This is a genomic window from Achromobacter aloeverae (genome assembly GCF_004121055.1).
In the GTDB taxonomy this organism is placed as follows: domain Bacteria; phylum Pseudomonadota; class Gammaproteobacteria; order Burkholderiales; family Burkholderiaceae_B; genus Bordetella_C; species Bordetella_C aloeverae.
Genome location: NZ_PYAL01000005.1, coordinates 391584 through 415857, shown reverse-complemented (window position 1 = coordinate 415857; position 24274 = coordinate 391584). Strand labels below are relative to the sequence as shown.

Annotated in this window: 22 protein-coding genes; 9 read left to right on the top strand and 13 right to left on the bottom strand. The window is 68.6% G+C overall.

Annotated elements, in window-relative coordinates; all coding sequences use genetic code 11:
* The first annotated feature begins 7 nt into the window (after positions 1-7).
* The gene (locus tag C7R54_RS18640) at positions 8-1075 is read left to right on the top strand and encodes an NAD(P)H-dependent glycerol-3-phosphate dehydrogenase (protein WP_377814076.1); all 1068 of its coding nucleotides are present in this window, start codon (positions 8-10) and stop codon (positions 1073-1075) included.
* 95 nt (positions 1076-1170) lie between these two features.
* On the top strand, positions 1171-2175 hold the full coding sequence (locus C7R54_RS18635; RefSeq protein WP_129151908.1) for a Bug family tripartite tricarboxylate transporter substrate binding protein: 1005 nt from the start codon (positions 1171-1173) through the stop codon (positions 2173-2175).
* 16 nt (positions 2176-2191) lie between these two features.
* Here the strand turns inward: C7R54_RS18635 and C7R54_RS18630 are convergent, their stop codons facing one another.
* Both C7R54_RS18630 and C7R54_RS18625 read right to left on the bottom strand, forming a co-directional pair.
* On the bottom strand, positions 2192-2662 hold the full coding sequence (locus tag C7R54_RS18630) for a tRNA (cytidine(34)-2'-O)-methyltransferase (protein WP_129151907.1): 471 nt from the start codon (positions 2660-2662) through the stop codon (positions 2192-2194).
* A gap of 84 nt (positions 2663-2746) precedes the next feature.
* Positions 2747-3445 (bottom strand): ComF family protein, encoded by a 699-nt coding sequence (locus C7R54_RS18625; protein ID WP_129151906.1) that lies wholly within the window; start codon positions 3443-3445, stop codon positions 2747-2749.
* Positions 3446-3786: 341 nt separating this feature from the next.
* Between C7R54_RS18625 and C7R54_RS18620 the strand changes: the two genes are divergently transcribed.
* Together C7R54_RS18620 and C7R54_RS18615 are read left to right on the top strand one after the other, a co-directional pair.
* A complete protein-coding gene (locus C7R54_RS18620; protein WP_192903692.1) occupies positions 3787-4704 on the top strand; it encodes a methyltransferase domain-containing protein in 918 nt (305 codons plus the stop codon).
* A gap of 265 nt (positions 4705-4969) precedes the next feature.
* The gene (locus tag C7R54_RS18615; RefSeq protein WP_129151904.1) at positions 4970-5947 is read left to right on the top strand and encodes a Bug family tripartite tricarboxylate transporter substrate binding protein; all 978 of its coding nucleotides are present in this window, start codon (positions 4970-4972) and stop codon (positions 5945-5947) included.
* Positions 5948-6064: 117 nt separating this feature from the next.
* On the opposite strand, the gene C7R54_RS18610 is transcribed toward C7R54_RS18615, so the two are convergent.
* From C7R54_RS18610 to rsmB, 7 genes are all read right to left on the bottom strand, one after another.
* Positions 6065-7330: a YbdK family carboxylate-amine ligase gene (locus C7R54_RS18610; RefSeq protein WP_129151903.1), complete on the bottom strand. Its 1266-nt coding sequence runs from the start codon at positions 7328-7330 to the stop codon at positions 6065-6067.
* Between the two features lie 296 nt (positions 7331-7626).
* Positions 7627-9096 carry a TrkH family potassium uptake protein gene (locus tag C7R54_RS18605; protein WP_129152054.1) on the bottom strand — a complete coding sequence of 490 codons (1470 nt, stop codon included), beginning with the start codon at positions 9094-9096 and terminating at the stop codon, positions 7627-7629.
* A gap of 93 nt (positions 9097-9189) precedes the next feature.
* The gene (gene trkA, locus C7R54_RS18600; RefSeq protein WP_129151902.1) at positions 9190-10569 is read right to left on the bottom strand and encodes a Trk system potassium transporter TrkA; all 1380 of its coding nucleotides are present in this window, start codon (positions 10567-10569) and stop codon (positions 9190-9192) included.
* A 7-nt stretch (positions 10570-10576) separates the two neighbouring features.
* Positions 10577-11293: a response regulator gene (locus tag C7R54_RS18595; RefSeq protein ID WP_129151901.1), complete on the bottom strand. Its 717-nt coding sequence runs from the start codon at positions 11291-11293 to the stop codon at positions 10577-10579.
* A 12-nt stretch (positions 11294-11305) separates the two neighbouring features.
* Positions 11306-13627, bottom strand: coding sequence for a sensor histidine kinase (locus tag C7R54_RS18590; RefSeq protein ID WP_129151900.1), 2322 nt, complete (start codon positions 13625-13627; stop codon positions 11306-11308).
* A complete protein-coding gene (locus C7R54_RS18585; RefSeq protein ID WP_129151899.1) occupies positions 13624-14208 on the bottom strand; it encodes a DUF4390 domain-containing protein in 585 nt (194 codons plus the stop codon). Before C7R54_RS18585 ends, C7R54_RS18590 begins: the two co-directional genes overlap by 4 nt.
* 39 nt (positions 14209-14247) lie before the next feature.
* On the bottom strand, positions 14248-15573 hold the full coding sequence (gene rsmB, locus C7R54_RS18580; protein WP_129151898.1) for a 16S rRNA (cytosine(967)-C(5))-methyltransferase RsmB: 1326 nt from the start codon (positions 15571-15573) through the stop codon (positions 14248-14250).
* Positions 15574-15835: 262 nt separating this feature from the next.
* Between rsmB and C7R54_RS18575 the strand changes: the two genes are divergently transcribed.
* The 5 genes from C7R54_RS18575 to C7R54_RS18555 all read left to right on the top strand — a co-directional run bounded on the left by C7R54_RS18575 (position 15836) and on the right by C7R54_RS18555 (position 20305).
* Entirely contained in the window at positions 15836-16741 is a 906-nt protein-coding gene (locus C7R54_RS18575) for a TauD/TfdA dioxygenase family protein (protein WP_158021239.1), read from the top strand.
* Between the two features lie 70 nt (positions 16742-16811).
* Complete coding sequence (locus C7R54_RS18570; RefSeq protein ID WP_129151896.1) at positions 16812-17765, top strand: LysR family transcriptional regulator; 954 nt, start codon at positions 16812-16814, stop codon at positions 17763-17765.
* The gene (locus C7R54_RS18565) at positions 17762-18577 is read left to right on the top strand and encodes a carbon-nitrogen hydrolase family protein (protein WP_129151895.1); all 816 of its coding nucleotides are present in this window, start codon (positions 17762-17764) and stop codon (positions 18575-18577) included. The genes C7R54_RS18570 and C7R54_RS18565 overlap by 4 nt, the downstream gene beginning before the upstream one ends.
* 1 nt (position 18578) lies before the next feature.
* Entirely contained in the window at positions 18579-19256 is a 678-nt protein-coding gene (locus C7R54_RS18560) for an RraA family protein (protein ID WP_129151894.1), read from the top strand.
* 44 nt (positions 19257-19300) lie between these two features.
* The gene (locus C7R54_RS18555; protein ID WP_129151893.1) at positions 19301-20305 is read left to right on the top strand and encodes a Bug family tripartite tricarboxylate transporter substrate binding protein; all 1005 of its coding nucleotides are present in this window, start codon (positions 19301-19303) and stop codon (positions 20303-20305) included.
* Positions 20306-20377: 72 nt separating this feature from the next.
* On the opposite strand, the gene C7R54_RS18550 is transcribed toward C7R54_RS18555, so the two are convergent.
* From C7R54_RS18550 to C7R54_RS18535, 4 genes are read right to left on the bottom strand one after another with little or no spacing between them, the layout of a single operon-like run.
* The gene (locus C7R54_RS18550) at positions 20378-21298 is read right to left on the bottom strand and encodes a 2-hydroxyacid dehydrogenase (RefSeq protein WP_129151892.1); all 921 of its coding nucleotides are present in this window, start codon (positions 21296-21298) and stop codon (positions 20378-20380) included.
* On the bottom strand, positions 21295-22434 hold the full coding sequence (locus C7R54_RS18545) for an NAD(P)/FAD-dependent oxidoreductase (protein ID WP_240039592.1): 1140 nt from the start codon (positions 22432-22434) through the stop codon (positions 21295-21297). Before C7R54_RS18545 ends, C7R54_RS18550 begins: the two co-directional genes overlap by 4 nt.
* Complete coding sequence (locus C7R54_RS18540) at positions 22431-23930, bottom strand: FAD-dependent oxidoreductase (protein ID WP_129151890.1); 1500 nt, start codon at positions 23928-23930, stop codon at positions 22431-22433. Before C7R54_RS18540 ends, C7R54_RS18545 begins: the two co-directional genes overlap by 4 nt.
* Complete coding sequence (locus C7R54_RS18535) at positions 23927-24262, bottom strand: (2Fe-2S)-binding protein (protein ID WP_240039609.1); 336 nt, start codon at positions 24260-24262, stop codon at positions 23927-23929. Before C7R54_RS18535 ends, C7R54_RS18540 begins: the two co-directional genes overlap by 4 nt.
* Positions 24263-24274 lie beyond the last annotated feature (12 nt).

Genomic DNA, 24274 nt, shown 5'->3' with positions numbered 1-24274 from the left:
GGGGACGGTGAAAGCTCCCGCGGCGGCTTCGCCGCGCGTGGTCGTGCTGGGCGCGGGCAGCTGGGGCACCGCCCTGGCGGCGGTGGCGGCACGCCGCCACCCCACCATGCTATGGGCACGCCAGGCCGAACAGGCCCAAGACATCGGCGCCGCCCGCGAAAACGCCCGGTATCTGCCGGGCGTTTCCTTGCCCGCCGCACTGGCGGTGACGTCCGACCTGGCCCAGGCGCTGCGTCACCTGGACGCGCCGGACGCCGAACCCCTTATCGTATTGGGCGTGCCGGTCTCGGGACTGGCCGACATCTGCCATGCGCTGCGGGCATTGCTGCCCACGCTGGCCGGTCCCCTGCCCCACATCGTCTGGACCTGCAAGGGTTTCGAGAAGACCGACGGCCGCCTGCCGCACGAGATCGTGCGCGATGCGCTGGCCGGCCTGCCCGAGATCCGGGTCGGCGTGCTGTCCGGCCCGTCCTTCGCGCGCGAAGTCGCCCAGGGCCTGCCCGTCGGGCTGACCATCGCCAGCGATGACGAAGCCGTCTGCCGCCGCACCACCGCCGCGCTGCACGGCGGCGCGGTGCGCGTCTATGCGGGCGATGACGTCGTCGGCGTGGAAGTGGGCGGCGCGTTGAAGAACATCATCGCCATCGCCTGCGGCGTATCCGACGGGTTGATGCTGGGCACCAATGCCCGCGCCGCCCTGATTACGCGCGGGCTGGCGGAAATGACCCGGTTCGGCGTGGCGCTGGGCGCCCGGCCCGACACCTTCGCGGGCCTGACCGGCCTGGGCGACCTGGTGTTGACCGCGACCGGCGAACTGTCGCGCAACCGCCGCGTGGGGCTGGAAATCGGGGCCGGCCGCAAGCTGGACGAGATCCTGGCCGGCGGCATGACGGCCGAGGGCGCCTACGCGGCCCGCGCGGCCCTGGCGCGCGCACGCGCCCTGAACGTCGACCTGCCCATCGCCGCCGCGGTCTGCGCCGTGTTGTTCGACGGCGTCGCGCCGATGACGGCGGTCTCCACGCTGCTGGCGCGCGACGCGCGCCACGAAGGCGGCAACCTGCGCGCGCCCGATTGAGCCCGCCAGCCGATCGAGCCCGTCATATACCCAGAAGAACAGCCAGAAAAACACCCGGAAAACCCATACCCATAAAACCCTTGGAGACCCCCATCATGACGTCCCCCGTACGTCCCAACATCGGCAAGCGCCTGCGCGCGCTTTGTCTTGGCCTGGCCAGCGTCTGCTTCCTGGCGGCGGGCGGACCCGCCAAGGCGGAGTGGCCCGAGCGGCCCATCGCCATGATCGTGCCCTTCCCGGCAGGCTCGTCGCCGGACCTGCTGGCGCGCATGGTCGCCGAACCGCTGTCCCAGGCGCTGGGCCAGCCCATCATCGTCGAGAACAAGCCGGGCGCCGGCGGCAACATCGGCACGCGCATGGCCGCGCAGGCCAAGCCCGATGGCTACACCATGCTGTTCACCATCAATGGGCCGCTCACGACGGCGCCCACGCTGTACAAGAAAACGCTGGGCTACGACCCCTTCACCGACCTGGCGCCGGTCACCCTGGTGGCCACCAGCCCCAATGTGCTGGCCGTCCCGGGCGACCTCAACGTCAAGGACCTGGGGCAATTCGTCAGGATGGCGCGCGAGCGGCCGGGCGCGCTGAACTACGGCTCGGTGGGCCCGGGCAGCGCGTCGCAGCTGGCCATGGAAATGTTCAAGAGCCAGGCCGGCCTGGACCTGGCCCACATTCCCTATGCCGGCTTCCCGCAGGTGGTCGGCGCCATCCTCGGCGGCGACATCCAGGCCGGGTTCATGGTGCCGGCCATCGCCATGCCGCAAACGCGCGACGGCCGTGTCAAGGTGCTGGCGGTGACCAGCCTGCAGCGCACGCCCGTCCTGCCCGACGTGCCGACCATGGCCGAGCAGGGCTATCCCGGCTTCGAGGCGATTTCCTGGGACGCGGTACTGGTGCCGGCCGGCACGCCCAGCATCGTCGTCGAGCGCCTGAACAGTGAACTGGCGCGCATCATCGACAGCGACAAGGTACGCCAGCTGATGGCCGTGCAGTACTTCACGCCGGCCCCTTCGTCCCCCGGCGAGCTGACGACCCGCATGCGTGACGAAAAAGCGCGCTGGGACAAGGTCATCGAAAAGCTGAATCTTTCGCTGGATTGAGGCCCGTGGCCGTCCCTCAAACGCCACCCGCATAGCCGTTCTGGCGCCAGGCCTCGAACACTGTCACCGCCACCGCGTTCGACAGGTTGAGGCTGCGCTGCCCTTCCCGCATCGGCAGCCGCAGGCGCTGGGACGGACCGAACAGGCGCAGGTCCTCCTCGGACAACCCGGCCGTCTCGCGGCCGAAGACGAAGACGTCGCCGGGCTGGAAGGCCAGCTCCGCGATGGGGCGCGCCCCGCGCGTGGTCAGGGCGAAGATGCGGTCTGGCGGCGCGCCAGTATGGGTCAGGGCGTCCTCCAGCGTCTTGTGCACCTGCATGGGCTGCCATTCGTGATAGTCCAGGCCGGCGCGGCGCAGGCGCGCATCGTCCAATTCGAAACCCAGCGGTTCCACCAGATGCAATTGCGATCCCGTGTTGGCGCACAGGCGTATCGCGTTGCCCGTGTTGGGCGGGATTTCGGGATGGACCAGGATGACGTGAAACATGGCGCGAATGAAGAAGCAGGAAAGCCCGGAGAACAGGACGAAGGCCCGTCGCTTGATATCAGGCGCCGCGGGCGCGGGTAACGGCTAGGGCAGGCGATATTGTGCCAGGGCGCCTCCGTCCTCGGCGGGCGCCCGCATCGCCACCAGGCCCAGGACCTCGCTGGCGCCCGCCGCGCGCAGGGCACGGGCGGCGGCGTCCAGCGTGGCGCCGGTGGTCATGACATCGTCGACCAGCAGTACCGTGCAAGGCGGCAGGCCGACAGGACAGGCATACGCCCCGGCCACCCCATCCAGCCGCGCCACGCGGTCCAGCGAGGCCTGGCGCGGCCCCTCCACGACACGTCGCAGCCAGGCCTGCCGCACGGGCAGGCCCGTGGCGCGCGCCAGCGCGCGGGCGATTTCCGCGGCGGGATTGAAGCCGCGACGGCGCAGCGAGGCACGTGCCGCCGGCACCGGCACCAGCACGGCATCGGGCGGGCGCGCCGGCGCGCCCGGTTGCGCCAGGGCGTCCAGGATCAAGGCCGCCAGCGGGCCGGCCATGGCGAAGCGCCGCTCGCCCTTGAGCCGCGTGATCAGCAGGTCCGCCGGCGCTTCGTAGTCGCAGCCTGCCACCACCTGTCCATAGGCCGGCGGCCGGCGGGCGCAGTCCGGACATTCCGGCATGGCCCAACCCAGGCGCAGCGCGCAACGGCCGCAACGGCGCTGCGACGGATGCATGGTGGCGCGCGCGTCGGCCCGGCAGCCATCGCACAAGCCGCCACCACGGGCGGGACCCGCGCACATCGGGCAGTCCGATGCGATTCCGGCCAGCCACGCGCGCCAGCGGGACGGCGCCCGCGCCCAGCCGGCCGCCGGCGAACCGCGCGGGCACCGGAGCGCGGACGCGCCGGGCAGGTCGTACGCTGGCCCGGCGGCAGACGCCGATGCCGATGCAGACGCCGATGCCGATGGCGATGGCGATGCCGATGCCGTTCGCTGCATTTGTCCTCCGGTTTCGCTAAGGTCCTGGGCGCATACCCTGCCCCGCTTCGCGGGGATCCCGCGGCCGCGCCGCCCGGTGCGCAATAATGGCGGATATTCATCTGAACACGTCTCGCACCGCGCCGGCGGCCGCGGCGCCCGTTATGTCACCAGCCTCGATTTCATCCCTCCCCCTGAACAGCGCCGACGTGGCGCGCCAATTCGCCCGCCGCGGCGACCTGGAAGACGCGCAGTTCCTTTACGGGGAGATCGCCGGCCGCATGCTGGACCGCCTGCGCTACATCCGCATCCAGCCGCAACGGGTGCTCGACGCGGGCTGCGGCGCGGGAGCCGCCCTGCCCCGCCTGCGCGAGCGTTATCCCGACGCGGCCTACGTGGGCCTGGACGCGTGTGCGCCGCTCCTGGACATCGCGCGCGCGCGCCACACCCCGGCCGGCCTGGCCGGGATGCTCGGACGCCTGACCGGCAAGGCCGCCGTCCGGCCGCAATTCCTGCTGGCCGACCTGGCCGCGACGGGGCTGCCGCCGGAGTCGGTGGACCTGGTGTGGTCCAACCTGGCCCTGCACTGGCATCCCGAACCGCATGCCGCCCTGGCCGAATGGCGCCGCGTGCTCAAGGTCCAGGGACTGGCGATGTTTTCCTGCCTGGGTCCCAATACGCTGCGCGAACTGCGTGCGGCCCTGGACGACGCCGGCCTGCGCACCGCCACGCCCGCTTTCGTCGACATGCACGACTTCGGCGACCTGCTGGTGGAGAACGGTTTCGCCGATCCCGTCATGGACCAGGAAACCCTCACCCTCACCTATCGCACGCCGCAGCGCCTGCTGGAAGATGTGCGAGCGCTGGGCGGCAACCCCGCCAGCGGGCGCCGGCGCGGGCTGGCCACGCCCGCCTGGCGCGACCGCCTTCAGGCCGCGCTGGAAAGGCAGCGCGGCGACGACGGTCTCATCAAGCTGAGCATCGAGGTCGCCTACGGCCACGCCTGGCGCGCCGCCGCGCGGCAGACGGCCCCGGGAGAAACGCGCCTGTCGGTGAGCGCCATCGGCGGCCGCCGCGGCTAGGCCGGCCCTGCAGGATGGAAGCGCCCGTACCGGGGCGCCGGCCCGCGGCCGCATCCTCGCTGGTTCGGGTTAACGATGGGGCCGCGGGCCGACGAGTCGACCGTGCCACGGGTATGCTATCGGCAGAAAGGTGCCCCCCAAGCGGCGCGGCTTACGCCGCTTGCTGCCCCCCGAGGGGGCGCTTTTTGCCTTGGGACGGCCCTGCGGCAAAAAATGGCGCTTCAGACGCCATCCCCTGAACATCCAAGACCACGATGGAGACAACATGCGTTTCGGTATCCGCCTTGCCTTGCCCCTGCTTTGCGCACTCGGCCTGAGCGCCAGCGCCCAGGCCGCCGATGAATGGCCCGCCGGCAAACCCATCACCTACGTCGTTCCCTTCGCGCCCGGCGGCGCCACCGACGTGATCGGCCGCATCGTGGCCACCAAGCTGGGCCCGGTCCTGGGCACCAGCATCGTCGTGGAAAACCGGCCCGGCGCCGGCGGCAACATCGGCTCCGAATTCGTGGCCAAGGCCAAGCCGGACGGCTACACGCTGGTGGGCGGCACCATCAGCTCGCACTCCATCAACGGCAGCCTGTATCGCAACATGCCGTACGACATGGTGAAATCCTTCGTGCCGGTGGCCCTGACGGGCCAGCTGGGCAATGTGCTGGTGGTGCCGGCCGAAAGTCCCTACAAGACGGTGGATGACGTGCTGGCGGCGGCGCGCAAGACGCCCGGCCACCTGAGCTACGGCTCGGCCGGCAACGGCACCTCGCAGAACCTGTCCGGGGAACTGTTCAAATCCATCGCCAAGGTCGACATCATGCACGTGCCCTTCAAGGGCAGCGGCCCCGTGCTGCAAGCCCTGCTGGGCAACCAGCTGTCCATGGCCTTCGACAACATCCCCCCCACGCTGCCCTTGATCAAGTCGGGCAAGATCCGCGCACTGGCGGTGACCTCCGCCAAGCGCGACCCCAACCTGCCGGACGTGCCCACCATGCAGGAAGTCGGCCTGAAGGACTACGAAATCGTCTCCTGGCAAGCCGTGTTCGCCCCGGCCGGCACGCCGGCGCCCATCGTCAATCGCCTGTCGACGGAAATCCTCAAGATCCTGCGCCAGCCTGACGTGAAGGAAAAGTTCGCCACCATGGCGATCGACGGATCGGGCATGGACTCCGCCAAGCTGGCTGCCTTCCAGAAGGCGGAAGTGGCCAAGTGGCATGACCTGATCCAGAAGGCCCACATCCAGACGGAATGAGGCCGGGCGCGCGGGCGCTCCGCAAGGAAGCCCTCGCCATCGCCCGCCTTCAGCCCGAGCGGAAAGAAAAAAGCGGCGCCAAGACTCATCCCGGCGCCGCTTTTTTTCAACGCAGGCTCAGTGCAGCCGCTGGGGCGTGATGGTCTCGTCCGGCTCGGCGAGCGTTTGCACGCCCACGTTGCTGAACAGGGGCTCGGACGTGGCGCGCACGCGGCGGCGGGCCACGGCGGTGGGATCGGCGCCGGACAGGCCCACCGCTCCAGCCATGCCACCGTCGCCGCGGAAAGCCACGGCCATGGCGTCCACCACCGCGGGCAGGTCGCGCAGGCGGTGGAACTGGCCGCGCAGCCAGCGCGCGTCGTTGCCGCTCTTCAAGGCATCGTCGCGCAGGGATCCCAGCATGTCGCTGGTGCCCAGTTCATCGGCGATGGGCGCCAGCAGGCCGAACACGCTGCGCAGGTGGTCGATCAGGCGCAGGCGCTGGCCGTCGCCCGTCACATAGCTGCCTTGCAAGCCAAAACGGCAGGCCTGGAAATGGTTGTTGCGATAGGCCAGCCACAAGCCTTTCTCGGACTGCGGCTGCCGCTTGAGCAGCACCGCCAGGGCCTGCGCGAAGGCGGCGATCTGGCAGGCGCGCTCCACCGTCAGCGGTGTATCGCAGACGCGGATTTCCACCGTGCCGAACTCGGGCTTGGGACGGATATCCCAGTAGAGGTCCTTGATGCTTTCCGCCAGGCCGTAGGTGCGCAGCTGCGACAGGTGGGCCTCGAACTGATACCAGTCGTTGACCTCGGGCGGCAGGTGGCCCGCCAGCGGGAAACTATTCACCGCGTTCAGGCGGCAGCAGGAAAACAGCGTATCGACGCCTTCGTAATAGGGCGAGGACGCCGAAAGAGCGATGAAGTGCGGCACATAGGCCGACAACTGGCGGGTCAGCTTGATGGCCTCGTCGCCATTGGCGACGCCCAGGTGGATATGCTGCCCGAACACCGTGAACTGGCGCGCGAGGTAGCCGTACATCTCGGCCAGGTACTGAAAGCGCGGCGTGTCGGAAATCGACCGCTCCTGCCAGCGCATGAAAGGATGGGCGCCACCGCCCGCCACCGTCACGCCGACCGCGTCGGCGGCCTCGCACAGGGCGCTACGCATTTCGCGCATTTCGGCCAGCAGGCCCATGGGATGTTCCTGGACTGACGAATTCAACTCGATCATCGAGCGGGTGATTTCCGGTTTTACCCGGTCTGCAATGGGATGATTCGCCATCTGGGCCAGCAATTCGTCGGATGCGGCCGTCAAATCGAAGGTACGGGGGTCGATCAGTTGCAGTTCTAGTTCGATGCCCAGGGTGTTGGGGGCGGAAGGGACGAACGGAATCTGTTCCATCTCCGGCTCCTAGTAACTTATGTGGGGGGAGGACGCCACCATGCCTTGAAGCCCGGAAACCGCCCGGGGGGCATCTCTCAACGTGGCGCGACGAGGTGGCAGTTTAGCTGCACACTTTCGTCATCGTAGGTGAAAAACGTGACATTTATAAGCAACGGCGGCGATCTCCTCGCGTTCATGCCGTCTTTCGCGTAGCGAGCGCTTACGTGCCTGGGGAAATCCCTAGCCATTCCGAGGGCCCCACGCGCGGCAGAACTGTTTCGTCACATGTGCCGCAGGAATCGTTCCCGAACGTTTCACGTCCGCCAGAAACCGGGCGTGAAGAGCATCAGGACGGTAAATAATTCCAGGCGCCCGATCAGCATGCCAAAGGTGCAAACCCACGTCTGGAAGTCGCTGAGCACGGTAAAGCTGCCCATGGGGCCGATGGCGCCCAGGCCCGGGCCGGTGTTGTTGACGCTGGCCACCACGGCGCTGAACGCGGTCAGCGCGTCCAGGCCCGACGCCAGCATCAGCCCCGTCAGGGCCGCGATGGAAAAGCCATAGGCCACCATGAAGGCCAGCACCGACGCCAGGATGCGGGGATTGACCACGCGTCCTTTGATGCGCACCGGGCTGACTGCCTGCGGGTGCAGCATCACCTTGAGTTCGGCCCCCGCGGTCTTGGCCAGCAGCACCGCCCGTATCATCTTGATGCCGCCGCCGGTTGATCCCGCCGAGGTCGCCACGCCAGACAGCAGCAGCATCGCCAAGGGCGCGAGGATGGGCCAGGCGGCGTAGTCGACGTTGGCGTAGCCCGTGGTGGTCAGCACCGAGATCGTATTGAAAATGCCGTAGCGCAAGGCTTCCAGCGGCGCGGTGTAGACACCCTCGATGTACAGGTAGGCCGACACCAGCAAGGCGGTGCCCAGGGTGAGCGCCAGGTAAGGTATGGTTTCCGGACAGACCAGGTAGGGCCGCAGGCGCCGCTGGCTGATGGCGCTGAAGTGCGTGGCGAAGTTGATCCCGGCGATCAACATGAAAACGACGGCGACGATTTCCACCGGCACGGAATCGAAGTGGGCAAAACCGTCGTCCCAGGTGGAGAAACCGCCCAGGCCCATGGTGGTGGCCATGTGGCACCAGGCCTCGAACCAGGGCAGCCCGGCCGCGCGATAGGCCAGGAAGCACAGCAGCGAAAAGCCGAAGTACACCGCGTAGAGCGCCTTGGCGGTGCCGGCGATGCGCGGCGTCAGTTTCTCGTCCTTCATCGGACCTGGCGTTTCGGCGCGGAACACCTGGTGGCCGCCCACGCCCAGCAGCGGCAGGATGGCCACGGCCAGCACCAGGATGCCCATGCCGCCCAGCCACACCAGCGTGGCGCGCCACAGGTTGATCGAGGGCGGCAGCTTGTCCAGCCCGGTCAGTATGGTGGCGCCGGTGGTGGTCAGGCCGGACATCGCCTCGAAATAGCCGTCGGTGAAGGACAGGCGCAGGCCCGCGCGGTCGAAGTAGATGAGCAGCGGCAACGCCGCCAGCAAGGGCAGCACGGTCCAGACCAGCGACACCAGCAGGAAGCCGTCGCGCGGCCGCAATTCATAACGGTGGCGGCGCGATATCAGCCATAGCGCGGCGCCCACGCCCAGGGCCACGAGGAAGGCGTCCACGAAGGCCGACAGCGCGGCGTCACCCAGGTAGACGGAGACTCCCAGCGGGACCGCCATGGTCAGGGCGAACAGCGTCATGGTCAGCCCGACCAGGTTGACCAGGGCCAGCAGGCGGTTCAAGGGCGTCGCGCGCACGGGCGCCTGTCCCGGCACCGCGGTGCCAGGGCGTCGGGAGCGTGACATGAGGGGCATGGGCCGGAAACCTGTGGACGCCTAGAGGAATGACGGGGAAACCTGGAACAGTTTCTCCACGCGCGCCATCTGCTGCCGGGAGGGCACGAACACGATGACGTGGTCACCCGATTCGATGATGGTGTCGCCGTCCGGGATGATGATGTCCTCGCCACGCGCCAGGGCGCCTATGCTCGCGCCCTTGGGCAGGCGCACCTCGCCCACCCGCCGCCCCACGACGTGGGAGGTCTTGCGATCGCCATGGGCCACCGCTTCGACGGCTTCGGCCACGCCCTGCCGCAGCCGGTGCACGGCCGCCACGTCGCCGCGTCGCACATGGCGCAATAGTTCGCTCATGGTCGCCTGCGCGGGCGACACGGCAATATCGATATGACTGCCCTGCATCAACTCGCCATAGGCGGGGCGGTTGATCAGCGCGATTACCTTGCGCGCGCCCAGCCGCTTGGCGAGCAGCGAGGACATGATGTTGTCCTCGTCGTCGCTGGTGAGCGCCAGCCACGTGTCCATGTCGCCAATATTCTCGCGCCGTAGCAGGTCTTCGTCGGTGCCGTTGCCCTGCAGCACCAGCACATTGCCGGGAAGATTCACGGCCAGGTATTCGCAGCGCGCCGGATCGCGCTCGATGAGGCGCACGCTATAGCTTTCCTCCGCCAGTTGGCGCGCCAGCCGCAGGCCGATATTGCCGCCGCCGGCGATCATGACGCGGTGCACGGTCTTCTCGGCCTCGCGCAGCTGCCGCACGGCGCGGCGCGCATGACGGGTGTCGACCAGCAGCACGACCTCGTCGTCCGGCTCGATGACCGTCTGGATGCCGGCCTGCAAGGGGCGGCCGCCGCGCAGCACGTCGATGACGCAGGCGGTGACATCCGGCCAGGCCTCGCGCAGCGCCTCCACGGGCCGGTTGGCCATGGCGCTGCCACTGCTGACGCGGGCCGTGATGACGCTGATCCGGCCTTCCGCGAACTCCACCACCTGCAAGGCCTCGGGGAATTCGATCAAGCTGTGCAGGTAGGTGGTTACGCTGCGCTCCGGACTGATCAAGGCATCGATGCAGAAACCGTCCTCGCCCATGAGCGCCGGATATTCGGCAACGTCCGCGGCGCGGATGCGGGCAATGCGGCGCGGCACATTGAAATGCTGCCGCGCGATGCGGCAGGCCACCATGTTGACGGCGTCCGAGGCAGCGCAGGCGATGAAGAGGTCCGTGTCCGCGGCCCCGGCGGCTTCCAGCACGGCGACCTGGGTGCCGTCGCCATGCATGCCGCGCAGGTCATAGCGCTCCTGCAGGCCTTGCAGGTTGCGCGCATCGGTGTCGATGACCGTGATGTCGTTCTGTTCCGATACCAGGTTTTCCGCAACGCTGGTCCCCACACGACCAGCGCCGACGATCAGAACTTTCACGGGCGGCTCAGGAGCTGCGCTTGCGCGCCGACTCGATGCCCAATTGCTTGAGCTTGCGGTACAGGTGGGTGCGTTCCAGCCCGGTACGCTCGGAAACCCGCGTCATGCTATGGCTTTCCCGCACCAGGTGATATTCGAAGTAGATGCGCTCGAAGGCGTCGCGCGCCTCGCGCAGCGGCTGGTCCAGCGAGATGCTGCCCAGCTGGCCGTTGCCGTTGCCCGGCAACTCGGCGGCGGCAGCGGCCGCGCCGGCACTGGCGCCAGCGGCCGTCGCGCCCACGCCCATGGGGGCATCGAGATCGTCGTCGCGGACGGCCGGACTGACCGACGCCGCCGGCATGGGCACGGACTGCGGCGCGCGGCCGCGCGCGAGTCCTGCCGAAATAGTTTTTAACAACCTTTGCAGGGTGATCGGCTTTTCCAGGAAGTCCATGGCGCCGATGCGAGTGGCTTCGACCGCGGTATCGATGGTGGCGTGGCCGCTCATCATGATGACGGGCATGTCCAGCAGCCCCTGGGAGCCCCACTCCTTGAGCAGGCTGACGCCGTCGGTATCCGGCATCCATATGTCGAGCAGCACCAGGTCGGGACGTGCCCGCAGGCGGGCGGCACGGGCCTGCGCCGCATTTTCGGCCAGCTCCACCGTGTGCCCTTCGTCGTACAAGATTTCAGACAGAAGTTCGCGAATGCCAACTTCGTCGTCAACCACCAGAATTCTGGCCATAAGCCCATCCACCTATTGCGTAGCCGCATTATCCTGTTGTTGTGCGGATGCGTCCAGAGTATCGACCGCGCCTGCCAGACGGGTCAATAGTATAGAAATACGCGCTCCGCCCTCGCGGCGATTCGCCAAATCGATACGTCCGCCGTGTTCTTCCACGATTTTGCGGACGATCGCCAATCCTAACCCAGTCCCGTGCGACTTGGTTGTCACGTAGGGCTCGAACGCCCGCTGCATGACCTGCTGCGAGAAGCCCGGACCCGTGTCGGACACCATGAAACGCACCGCGCGATGGTCCTCGCCCCCGCCCTGCGGCGCCTGCGTCAACTGGGTCGACACCCGCACCCGCCCCTCGTCCTGCCCCGCGATCGCATCGCGGGCATTGGCCAGGAGATTGTGTATGACCTGACGCAACTGGGTTGGGTCGCCCTCGATCGCGGGCAGCCCGGGCGCCAGGTCCACCTCCAGGTTGAGCGAGTTGACGTGGTCGCGCACCAGCCCCTCCACCGGATCCCAACCATACAACGACAACACGTCGGAGACCAGCGCGTTGAAATCGATGCGCTGCATCACGGCGGGCGGCGTGCGGGCGAATTCGCGGAAATCGTCGACCATGTGCTTGAGCGAACTGACCTGGTTGACGATGGTATTGGTGGAGCGCTCCAGCATCTGCCGGTCCGCCGGCTCCAGGCGATCGGCCAGTTTCATGGCCAGGCGCTCGGCGGAGAGCTGGATGGGCGTGAGGGGATTCTTGATCTCATGCGCCAGGCGGCGCGCCACCTCGCCCCAGGCCACGGTGCGGTTGGCCGACATCAGTTCCGTGATGTCGTCGAACACCACCAGGTAGCCGTTGCCGCGCCCATCCACGCGCAGATGCGTGCCGCGCGCCAGCAGGGTGAGGGATTGCGCGTGGGCCTGCGTGCCGCCCTGCGCGTCCGCTTGCGCGGGCTGGATTTCGAACTGCTGCTGCCAGTGCTGGCGTTCCGAGCCCACGGCTGCGTGGGCCGCGAAGGCCTGCCGCACCACCTGCGCGAACGCCAGCAGGCCGTCGATGGTCTCCAGCGGGCGGCCGATGACCGAACGCAGGTCGCTCTGCAATATCGTCTGCGCGCCCTGGTTGACCGTCGTCACGCGGAACGCCTCGTCGAAGACCAGCACGCCGGAAGACAGGTTGGACAGCACGCTTTCCAGGTAGACGTTGGAACGCTCCAGCTGCTGCCGGTTGCTCTCCACCATGCGGCGCGCCTCGTCCAGCTGGCGGGTCATGGCGTTGAACGAGCGCGTCAGCTGGCCCACCTCGTCGCGCTCGGGCGGCTCCGGCAGCGGACGATAATCGCCCACGCCCACGGCCTGGGTGCCGGCCGCCAGCCGCAGCAGCGGACGCACCAGGCGCTTGGACAGCGATAGCGCCACGGCAATGGCGGTGAACACCGACACCAGCAGGGCCAGGGTCAGCGTAATGCCGTAAAGCTTGCGCAAGCCCAGGCGGGCCAGGGCGAGTTCCTGGTAGTCGCGGAAGCCCTGCTGGACCAGGTTGGCGTTATGGGCGATCTGGTCGGGCACCGGCTGCACCAGTTGCAGCCAGCGCGGCTCGACCGAGGCCCCGAGCAGGCCATCGAAGCGCTCGTTGGGTAGCAGGGGGATGACCACCCGCAGGTGCAGCGTGCCGCCCCCCGACTGCATCGGGTCGTCGGCCTCGGCGGCCGAGTAGCCGCGTGACAGGCGCAGCTGGTTCAGCACCGTGGCCGGCGGCAGAGCGGGCATCAGCTGCCCGTATTGATTGGTCGAGAAAGCCACCATGCGGCCGCTGCCGGTGAAGACCATCGCCTCCTGCACCCCGTTGGCCTCGCGCAGGCGGGTCAAGGTGAGCGCGATATTGCTGTCGCTGGCGCGATTCAGTTCGGCGGTCATGGAGCGGGCCCGCGCATCGAGGTCGGCCAACAGGGAATCGAGGGCGGCCCGCCCCAGGTTCAGGCCCGCCTCCAGGGCGGAATCCACCCGCACGTTGAACCAGGATTCGATGGAGCGCGACATGAACTGCACCGACAAGGTGTAGATCAGGGCGCCCGGCACCACGCCGATGAGGGTAAATGCCAGGGCGAAGCGCGCGGTCAGGCGGGCGCCGAACTGGCGCCGCCGGATCTGCCGCACCAGCTTGACCGTAAGGGCCACCACCCAGGCGAAGAGCGCGAACGCGACCACGCCATTGAGGACCAGCAAGGCATCGTAAAAGCGGGCAAGGCGGGAGGCGTTGCCGGTGGACCAGGCCAACAGGCCCAGCAACAGCACGCCTGCCAGCGCCCCTGCCACCAACGCGAAGCGCAGCAGTTTTCTCATCGGTCCGGATTCCCGTCGTCGGCGATGGCGAAGTCGAAGCTGGTCCAGGGCGTGGACAGGGACCAGGAGCTACTGTTCAGGGCATTGACCTGGAAGGGCCGCGCCAGCAGGGACGTATCCAGGCGCAGCCGCAGCTGGCCCTCGTACTTGACGCCCGGCTTGAAGTCGCCGGCATCGGCCACGGCCCAGCCACGAATGTGGCGGATCATGTCCATGGCGTCGTCCAGGGACCGCACGGGCAGCGACAATTCGCCGACGCCGGCGCGCCACTGCCGTGTCAATGCGTTATAGACAATGCGCCAGGTCATGCTGGTGTCGGCCACCGTGCTGTCCAGCCACCACCAGCGCGAGCGGGTGATGGTGAGGTCCGCGGTGAAATACAGCGGCAGTCCGCGCTCGGCCGCTTCACGCAGCTGGTCGTTCAACTGGATTTCGATGTCCGCATCGATCTCGACGCGGCCATTGCGCAGCGCCGGATCGATCCGCACCACCTTGGGCTCGGACGCCATGCTTTCGCCGCTCCACGGCAACAGCGTGAACAGGCAGACCAGGGCCAGGAACAGGCGCGGAAGTAGGAGCATACGGAACATTTGCGCGAAGATCCCGCTATTCTTGGCGATTCAGGAAAGCTTGGCAAACAAGGCGTAGAAAAAGCCGTCGCGCTGGGCCGCCGGTGTTGTATCTCCCGCCACCGGCAGGAGCTGGCCGGGCGCCTCCAGGCGCCGGACATCCGGGTGGCGGGCGGCGAACGCGGCGGCCTGGCGCTCGTTTTCCTCGGGGAAGATCGAGCAGGTGACATAAAGCAGCCGCCCGCCGGGCGCGACCGTGCGCCACAGGGCATCGACGATGCGGGTCTGCAGCTTGACCGTGCGCGCCACGTCGTCGGCCCGGCGCAGCCAGCGGATATCGGGGTGGCGCCGCACGATGCCGGAGGCGGTGCACGGCACGTCGGCCAGCACCGCGTCATAGGGCACGCCGTCCCACCAGTCCTCCAGGTCGGCCGCATCGGCCCGCCGCAGCACGGTGTCGGGACGGCGCAGGTCCAGGCGCTCCAGGTTCTCCCGCACGCGCTGCAGCCGTATGCCATCGGCGTCCAGGGCGGTCAGCGCGACGTCGGCCAGTTCCAGCAGGTGGGCCGTTTTCCCGCCCGGCGCGGCGCAGGCGTCCAGCACGCGCTCGCCATCGTGGACTCCCAGCAAGGGCGCGGCCAGTTGCGCGCCGGCATCCTGCACCGACCACCAGCCAAGGTCGAAACCGGGCAGTTGCGCCACCGGACGCGGCTGGGCCAGCGCCAGGCCGGCAGCGCCGCTGGGCTCGGCGCCGATGCCGGCGGCGGCGAAGGCGTCGAGCACCTGCTCGCGGGAGGCGCGGCGGCGATTGACGCGCAGGGTCAGGGGCGCCGGCACATTGGCGGCCGCCAGCAGTTCCTGCCACGCATCCGGGTACGCGGCACGCAGCTTGTCCACCCACCACTGGGGATGATTCCAGCGCCCCTCGACCGTCTTGGCTGCCTGGGCCAGCAGACCGGCCGGATCGCGCAGGAAACCGCGCAAGCAGCCATTCACCAGGCCCTTGAAGGGCAGCAGGCGGCGCATGCTGGCGGCGGCGCGCACGGCCTGGTCGACGACGGTATGAGAGGTATAGGACGGCGCGTCGGCGGCCCCGCCTGGCAGCAGGAGCGCAAGACTGACTTGCAGCAGCGCGTCCACCAGCGCCTCGGGGGGATCGCGGGGCACCAGCAGCCGGCGCAGCGCGCGGGCCTCGCCCAGGTGGCGCATGGCATGGAAGGACAGCGCCTGGGCGCCCGGACGGAACTCGGGCGGCACCTGGGCGATGGCGTCGGTCATTGACCGCCCCGCCTGCACGGCACGCACCACCTCGGCGCTCTCCAGCAAGAGGTCCTGCAAAGGCGCGCTGGAGCGGGGGGTGGAAGGAGCTGAAGACATGTGCAATAGCCGGATAAAGACCGATATGGTAACCCTGGACGCCGGCCTTCATCGGCGTGCAAACCGCCGCCTTGCCCTGCCGGCGCAAGAAAATCTTGCGCGGCCTGCAATAAAAAAGCGTTCGACGCTACTCGCTCTGCGGCCAGATACTGGCATCACCTTGCCGGCACGGCCGATCGCCCACCCACCGCGACACCACGATCGCCGCCATCGCCGCGGCGCCTGCAAGGCTTCCATCGGACACTTTGGGGAGACCACGGCCATGGCAGTAACCGTCACACCGTTCGAGCGCGGTTTCGGCGCCGATATAGGCGGGGTACCGCCGGACCTGCAGGTTTCGGATGACGACTTCCGGATAATCGAGACGGCCTGGGGGGCGCACGGCATCCTGCGCTTTCGCGGACTGGGCATGCGCCCGGAACAGCACGTGGCCTTCAGCCGGCGCTTCGGCCCCCTGCACATCATGACCCCGCTGAAGTTCAACCTGCCGGGCCATCCCGAGATTTTCGTAGTGTCCAACGCCAGCAAGGAGGACCCGACCCGGCCCATCGCACAGGAACAAGGCGCCGGCGATGCCGGCCTGAAACGGGCCGGCGAAGGCTTTCACACGGATGGCGAGGACAAGCGCATTCCGAACGCCGGTTCATTCCTCTACGCCAGGAGCGTGCCGCCCGAGCGCGGCGACACGCTGTTCGCCGATATGTACGCGGCCTATGAAGCGCTGCCGGCGCAAATCCGGCAGGCCATGGCGGGCCGCCGGGCGCGCTACAGCCGGATCGACCTGCATGCGGTCCACTATCCCCTGATGGATCCGCTGACCGAAGACCAGAAGCGCGAGCGTCCCGATGTCTACCATCCGCTCGCACGCCGCCATCCGGTGACCGGCCGCACGTCGCTCTACATTGGCCGCTGGGCTTGCGATGTGGAAGGACTGCCGCGGGACGAGGGCCGCGCGCTGGTGCGCTATCTGCAGGCGTTCGCCCAGCAGCCGCGCTTCCTGTTCCGCCAGCAATGGCGGGCGGGTGACGCGATCCTCTGGGACAACCGCTGCACCCAGCACTGCGCGACGGGGTTCGACGACACGCGGTATGTGCGGACCATGCACCGCACGACGCTGGAAGGCGACGAGCCGCGCATGGCCGAAACGCCTGCCGGCCTGCCGCTGTGAGGAGAGTCACCAATGGCGCGCGGCCAGGGATACGGCATGATCGACGGTTCCATACCGATCGAGACCTGCCATGAATATCCGCTTCCTGGAGACCGTGCTGTGGCTGGCCAGGCTGCGCAGCATCAAGGCAACGGCCGACAAGCTGTGCATCACGCATACGGCGATCTCCAACCGGATCGCCTCCATCGAGTCGGACCTGGGGGTGCGCCTTTTCGTGCGCTCGGAACAGGGCTTCGAACCGACCGCCGAGGGACGCCGCTTCATCGACCAGGCGCAGATCATCATCGACGACTACCAGAAACTGCGGCGCATGATGCTGGACCCTGCCGAGATGCGCGGCCAGGTGCGCGTGGGCGCGGTCAGCACACTGATCCCCACGCTTTTTCCGCCCCTGGTCAGGACCATACGCGAGGAGTACCCCCACATCTCGCTGAGCGTGACGACGCAGCTGTCCGAATTGCTGCTCGCCGAACTGGAAGCCGGACGCCGGGACATCGTGCTGGTGTCGATCACGCCTCCCGCCGATGCCGGCATGGTGGTGGTTCCCTTGCTCAGCTTCTCGATGTGCTTCGTCGCCAGCCCGATGCTGGGAATTCCGCTGGATGCGCCGCTTACGCCCCGGGACCTGGCCAGGTACCCGATCATCGGCTATCCCCGCGGCACGCCTTCGCAGGCGCGGATAGACGGCTATTTCGCCGACGAGGCCCAGCAGACGGTGGTCATCCATGCCTCGGCCGCGGTGCCCACCAATGTGCAAATGGTCGCTTCCGGCATCGGTATCTGCGCGGTGCCGCGCGCCGTCGTGCGGCAGGAGATAGCCAGCGGCGCGCTGGTCGAACTGCCCGTCCTCAAACCCTTTGTCGCGGTCAACTACGTGGCGGTATTCGCTGACCGCGAACACTCCGACCTGCCGCGCGGCGTGGCCGCGCTGGCGCGCCAGGCCGCCAAGCTCTACTGCCAGGCTTCCAACCCCGCGTGGGCCTGGGAAGACGAATCCACCGACAGCGTCCAGGAGGACATGTGAAAGCCAGCATCATCCAGATGAACTCCGTCGCCGACAAGCAGCGGAACATCGAGACCGCGCGACGGCTCGCCCACCGTGCCATCGAAGAGGACGGCGCCCGCTTCGTTTCGTTTCCCGAACACTTCGACTGGGCCGGGGGCACGGTGGCCGACAAGGTCGCCGCCGGCGAGGCGGAGCGCGACGGGCCGGCCTACGACATGTGCCGCCGCCTTGCCGTCGACCATGGCATCCATGTGCACTCGGGCAGTTTCTACGAACGGTCGCCGGATCGCGCCAAGGTCTACAACACCTCGGTCCTGTTCGATCCGCAGGGCCGGGAAATCGCCCGCTACCGCAAGATACACCTGTTCGACATCGTCGCCCCCGACGGGCTGCGCTACGGCGAGTCCGACGCGGTGATGGCCGGCCACGAACCCGTCGTGGCGGAGGTCGACGGCGTCGTATTCGGCCTGGCCATCTGCTACGACCTGCGCTTTCCCGAGCTCTTCCAGATGCTGGTGAAACGGGGCGCCCAGGTCATTCTGCTGCCGGCGTCGTTCACCCTGCAAACGGGCAAGGATCATTGGGAAGTGCTGTGCCGCGCGCGGGCCATCGAAACCCAATGCTATTTCCTCGCGCCCGCCCAGGTCGGTCCCTATACGCAGGACGGCGAGCGGCGCCACACCTATGGCCACACGCTGATCTGCGATCCCTGGGGCCATGTGATCGCGAAGGCGTCCGATGAAGAAGGGTTCGTTACCGCCAGGATAGATACGGCGCTGTTGCGGCGCATACGCGCGCAGATCCCGCTGGCCAGCCACAAGGTGCTCTGACATGAAGAAATATGCGATAGGTCCCGCCCCCGCCGCCCTGGACCCGGAAATACTCCAACTGCTCGACGGGGTCGAGACGGCGACGGTCGGACACTTCCGCCATTGGGGCTTCATGGACCCGGCGATCCAGGCCCTGGGCACGCCCGCCCGCGTCATCGGGCGGGCGGTCACCCTGGCGCTGCCGGCGCAGGATTCCACCCTGCTGCACCACGCGCTGGGCCTGCTGCGGCCCGGCGATGTGGTGGTCATCGACCGCCTGGGCGACCGCAAGCACGCCTGTTGGGGCGGCGGCGTGACGCAGCAGGCCAGCGAGGCCGGGGCGGCCGGCGCCGTGGTCGACGGCGTCTGCACGGACCCAGGGGAAATCGCCGCCTTCGGCATGCCCGTATGGTGCCGCGGCATCTCGCCCATCACCACGCGCATCTATGACCTGGCCGGCATGTTGAACATGCCGGTGTCCTGCGGCGGCGTGGTCGTCAATCCGGGCGACGTCATCCTGGCCGACGAGAACGGGGTATTGGTGCTGCCGCCCTGGGAAGTCGCGGAAGTCGCCGCGATGGCCAAGGCGAAACAGGCGCGGCAGCGCGCCAACGCGGAAAAGATCGCGGCGGGCACCGCCCTGCTGGGTGAATTGTCCGGCGCCAGCGCGCACGTCGCGCGGGATGCGCGGGACGCTTGAGCGACTGGCCGAACGGCACGCGCAAGCCTATCAAGGGGAGTCTCATGAAAACCATGCGGACCATGCAGGCATGCAGGAAACACCTGGTATTACTGGCCCTTTGCGGCGCCGCCGCGGCCCTTCCGCTCGCGGCGACCGCGCAGCAGGGTTGGCCCGATCATCCCATCCGCATCATCGTGCCCTTCCCGCCGGGCAACTCGTCGGATGTCTCCATGCGGCTGGTCGCGGAACAGCTCAGCGGCAGCCTGCGCCAGACCGTCCTGGTGGAAAACCGCACCGGCGCCGGCGGCGCGATCGGGACCGCCTATGCGGCCAAGGCGCCGGCGGACGGCTACACGCTGGCCATGGGATCGACGGGCCCCATGTCCATCGGGCAATGGCTGCATCCCGGCACGCTGGGCTATGACCCGGCCAAGGATTTCGTGCCCGTGGGGGCGGTCGCCTGGGCGCCGCAGGTACTGGTGGTGCGCAAATCCTTTCCGGCGTCCACGTTCCAGGAAATGCTGGCGTACGCGAAGCGGCCCGGCGTACACCTGAAGTACGGTTCGTCCGGCGTGGGCACGACGCCGCACCTGGTCATCTCGGCGATGCTGGAACAGGCGGGCATCACCGCCACGCATATCCCTTACCGAGGTGGGGTGCAGACCGCCACCGACCTGGTCGGCGGCCAGGTCGATTTCATCTCCGACAACGTCCCCGTGGTGGCGGGGCTGCTCGCCAAGGATGTGGTGAAGCCGCTAGGCGTCAGCGCGAACACGCGCATTCCTTCCCTGCCCGACGTTCCTACCCTGCAGGAGCAGGGCTTGAAGGATTTCAATCTGCAGGGCTGGATCATCCTCATGGCCCCCGCCGGCACGCCCCAGCCCATCGTCGACCGGCTGCGCGCCGAAATGCGCAAGATAATCGCCACGCCGGACGTGCGCACCAGATTGAACGGCCTGGGACTGGTTCCCATGGACATGACCACCGCGCAACTCGGCGGCTTTCTGTCGAGCGAATCGGCGAAGTGGAGGCAGCTGGTGAAGCAGTCGCACGCCGCTGACAACTGATCGGGCGTCATCCCGCCCATCGAACGCCCGCGCGTGTCGCCAGCGCGTCACCAGCCCGCCCCGCGGCGCCGCTCAATAGCCCTGTGCGCGGTCGACCTGGCCGATCAACGCCTGCCCTGCCCGCGCCCGCGCGACGTTGGCCGCCACGTGCGCGGCGGCGGTCGCGGGATGTGTCTGGCTGGCGTTGTGCGGCGTGATGATGATGTCCTCGCGTGCCCAGAACGGATGGCCGCCAGGCAAGGGCTCATGGCGAAAGACGTCCAGCACCGCGCCGCTCAGCTGGCCGCGATCGAGGGCGTCGAGCAGGTCTGCCTCGACCAGGTGTTCGCCCCGTCCGGCATGCACCAGATATGCGCCACGCGGCAGTTGATCGAACGTTGCACGGTTCAGGAAGTTCTCCAGCTCCGCCGTCAAGGGCAGCAGGCAGACCAGCACGTCGCTGCGCGCAAGAAAACCGGCCAGCTGGTCCTGCCCCGTGTACGCCCGGATGCCCGCGATATCCTTGGCGCTACGGCTCCAGCCCGCCACCTCGAAGCCCAGCGCGGCGAGGGCCTTGCCGCAGGCGCCGCCCAGTTCACCCAGGCCCAGGATGCCCACGCGCGCGCCGCCCAATTCGGGACGGCGCCATTGCCCCTCGCGCTGGCTCGCGCGCATCGCCTCCCAGCCACGGCGGTATTGCAGCGCCGCCATTGTCACGTACTGCACCATGCCCATCGTCAGCGAACTGTCGACCATGCGCGCGACCGGCAGCGCCGCCGGCACCGTGCTGTCCTTGAGGATATGGTCGACGCCCGCGCCCAGGGAGAAGATGGCGCGCAGATTGGGAAAGCCCGCGATCACACCCGGATCGGCGGCCCACGTCAGGACGAACTCCACGTCCTCCACCGGGCCGGTATCGGGCCATACGCGCACGTCGAGGCCGGGACAGGCATCGCGCAGGGCGGCGAGCCAGGCTTCGGTGGGCGCGGTCTTGCGTATCAGCACCAGACTCATGCGGTATCTCCTGTGGCAGGGGGCGCCGTCGCGAAACGATCGACGGCGAAGGCGTTGGTGTACTCGGGACACGGCAGGCCCCGGATCATTTCGGCCAGCATCTCGCCCACGGCGGGAGAAATCTGGAAGCCGGCGCCGGAGAAGCCAAAGGCATGCAGCAGGCGCGGCGCGTGCGGACTGAAACCGACGGCCGGATTCTTGTCCGCGAAATAACCTTCGCGACCGGACCAGAAGCGGATGATGTGCGCCCGCGCCAGCGCCGGGAGCACTTGCGGCGCATTGCGCGCCAATGCGTCCATGGCCGGGCGGCCGGGCCGCGAACGGTCGTCCGGCAAGGCGTCGCCGAAGCCGCCTCCCATCACGACGTTGCCGCGGGCCACCTGGCGGCCGTAGAAGCCGCCGCCCTCCACGCCGATGGACACCGACACCAGGGGCGGCAAGGGTTCGGTCACCGCCATGGTGGGAAACTTGACGACCAGGGGCACGCGGTCGCCGAACCAGGCGGCGACCTCGCCGCCCCAGGAGCCGGCGGCGTTGACGACATAGTCCGCCACCACCTGCGTGCCGCCTTCGATATCGATGAGAAAGCGCTCGCCGAGCGCGGACGCGCCAAGCACACGGCCGCCCTGGAGCAGCCGGGCGCCGGCGCGCGCGGCGGCATGACCATAGGCAGGCGCCACCAGGCGCGGATTGGCCTGCCCGTCCTCGGGACAAAATGAGCCACCGATGATGTCCGGCCCGAAGGCCGGGAAGCGGCGGCGAAACTCGCGGCCCTCGATGATTTCCAGGCCGAGGTCGAAGGCCGCCGTTCTTTCCTTGTAGGCGCGCAGGGCGTCCAGGTCGGCCGTCGTGCGCGCGACCTTCAGATGGCCCGAGCGGACGTATTCGCCGTCGGTGCCGATCAGTTCGCGCAAGCGCGGCCAGATCCGGTGCGCCCGTTGCGCCAGCGGCAGTTGCGCCAGCCCCCGGCCCTGCCGGCGCACGCCACCGAAATTCACGCCGCTGGCCTTGGCCCCGGCGACGTCGCGGTCGACCAGGACAACCTGGAAGCCGGCGCGGCGCAAGGCCAGCGCGGCGCCGGCGCCGATCAGGCCGGCGCCGATGACGGCGACGTCGGTCACGATGGGCTTCGTCACGAGGGCCTGCCTGCGGATGGGCCGGGGCATGGGCCGGTGTGCTGGCCTGCGTGCAGGCAGCCCAGCGGCAGCGGCTTGATGGGCGCCTGCGCGCGCAGCCGTCCGACCTGCCCGATGCCGCGGGAACAGGCATGGGACAAAAATTCAGCGGCGCCCACCTGGCACATGCGGCCCTGGCACAGCCCCATGCCGACACGAGACAAGGCCTTCAGGCGATTCATTTCCTGGATGCCGCAGGCCTGCGCGGCAGCCCGCGCCTCGACGACGGATATCTCTTCGCAACGGCACAGGAGGACATCATCCGCCAGCATGGCAGGCGTGTCCGGCAAGGGGAACGCCTGCTCCAGTGCCCGGCGGAAACGGCGTGAACGATCGAGCCGGCGCCTCAGCCAGCGCTGTCTCGCGGCGTCCACCCTGACGCCGCGATCCGACAGCATGGCCAGCGCGGCAAGCTCGCCCGCCCACTCCGCGTGATCCGCGCCGCCGATGCCGGCGCCGTCGCCGGCCAGGTAGACGCCGTCGACCGAACTACGGCCTTCGGCATCGAGGACCGGCAACCATGCCCGGTTGAGCGCGTCGAAGTGGAAGGCGCAATCCAGCAGGTCGGCAAGCTGGGTCTCGGAGCGCAGGCCGAAACCGACGGCCAGTGCGTCGCATGGGATTTCCCGCATCCGGCCATCTGCCGCGTAGCGCAGGCCCGTCACGCGCGGCTCGCCCAGCGCGGCGCCCAGGCGCACACCGTGATGGATGGGAACCCCATGGGCGCGCAGCCAGGCGGTGTAGTAGACGCCTTTCGCCAGGAGGGAGGGACGCGCCATCATGCCAGGCAATGCCTGGACCTGCGTGGACAGCGGTGTGGTGTCCAGTACCGCCGCCACCATCGCGCCGGCCTTGGCGTATTGATAGGCGACCAGGTAAAGCAGCGGACCGGTGCCGGCAAACACGATGCGCGGGCCCAGCAGGGTGTCCTGGTACTTGAGCGCGACCTGCGCGCCGCCGAGCGTGTAGACGCCGGGCCGCGTCCACCCATCGAAGGGCAATACGCGGTCGGTCGCGCCGGTGGCGATCAACAGGCTCTCGTAGGAAAGCTCGACGACGCGGCCTTCCTGAAAAAGATCGAGGACACCGCCGCGCGGCGAGGTTGTTCCCGGCGCCGGCATGGCGGACCGCGGGTGGCCGGGCCGCGGCGGGTCGGCCACCAGGTAGTCGCCGCCTGGCGTTCCAACGCCATTCCATACCAGCGTCCTTGCACGGTAATCCGCTTGCGCCGCCACGGCATCGCCCGCCTCGTGCAGCGCCACGGCGCGGCGCCATTCGAAACCGTAGCGCTTGCGGGGCAATACCTCGCGGCCCCTGGGCGGGCGGCGATAGATCTGGCCGCCGGCGCGCTCGCCCTCGTCGATCACGACGGGCCGCACGCCGTGGCGCAACAGCGTCTGCGCGGCGCGCACGCCAGCCGGGCCGGCGCCCACGATGACAGGACGCCAATCACTCATGGCACGTCCCCTGGAGGCACGTCCCCTGGAACAGCGTCCGTGCCCGCCCGCACGGCCGGCGTCGGCGTCGGCGGAAGCGGGCAAAGCAAGGCCATGCCGGCCTCGACCAACGTGGTGCAGGCACGTACGCGGCTACCGTCGGCGCACTGGACCCAGCAGTCCTGGCAAGCCCCCATCAGGCAGAACCCGGCGCGCGGCGCGAGGCTGAAGGGCGATGCGCGCAGGCGATCGCCCTGCAACAGGATGGCGGTCAGCACGGTGTCGCCGCGTCGGGCCGTACAGGGCATGCCGTTCAGATGAAAGGACACATCACCGTCGGCGCCCACCGGCATGCCGACGCGCAT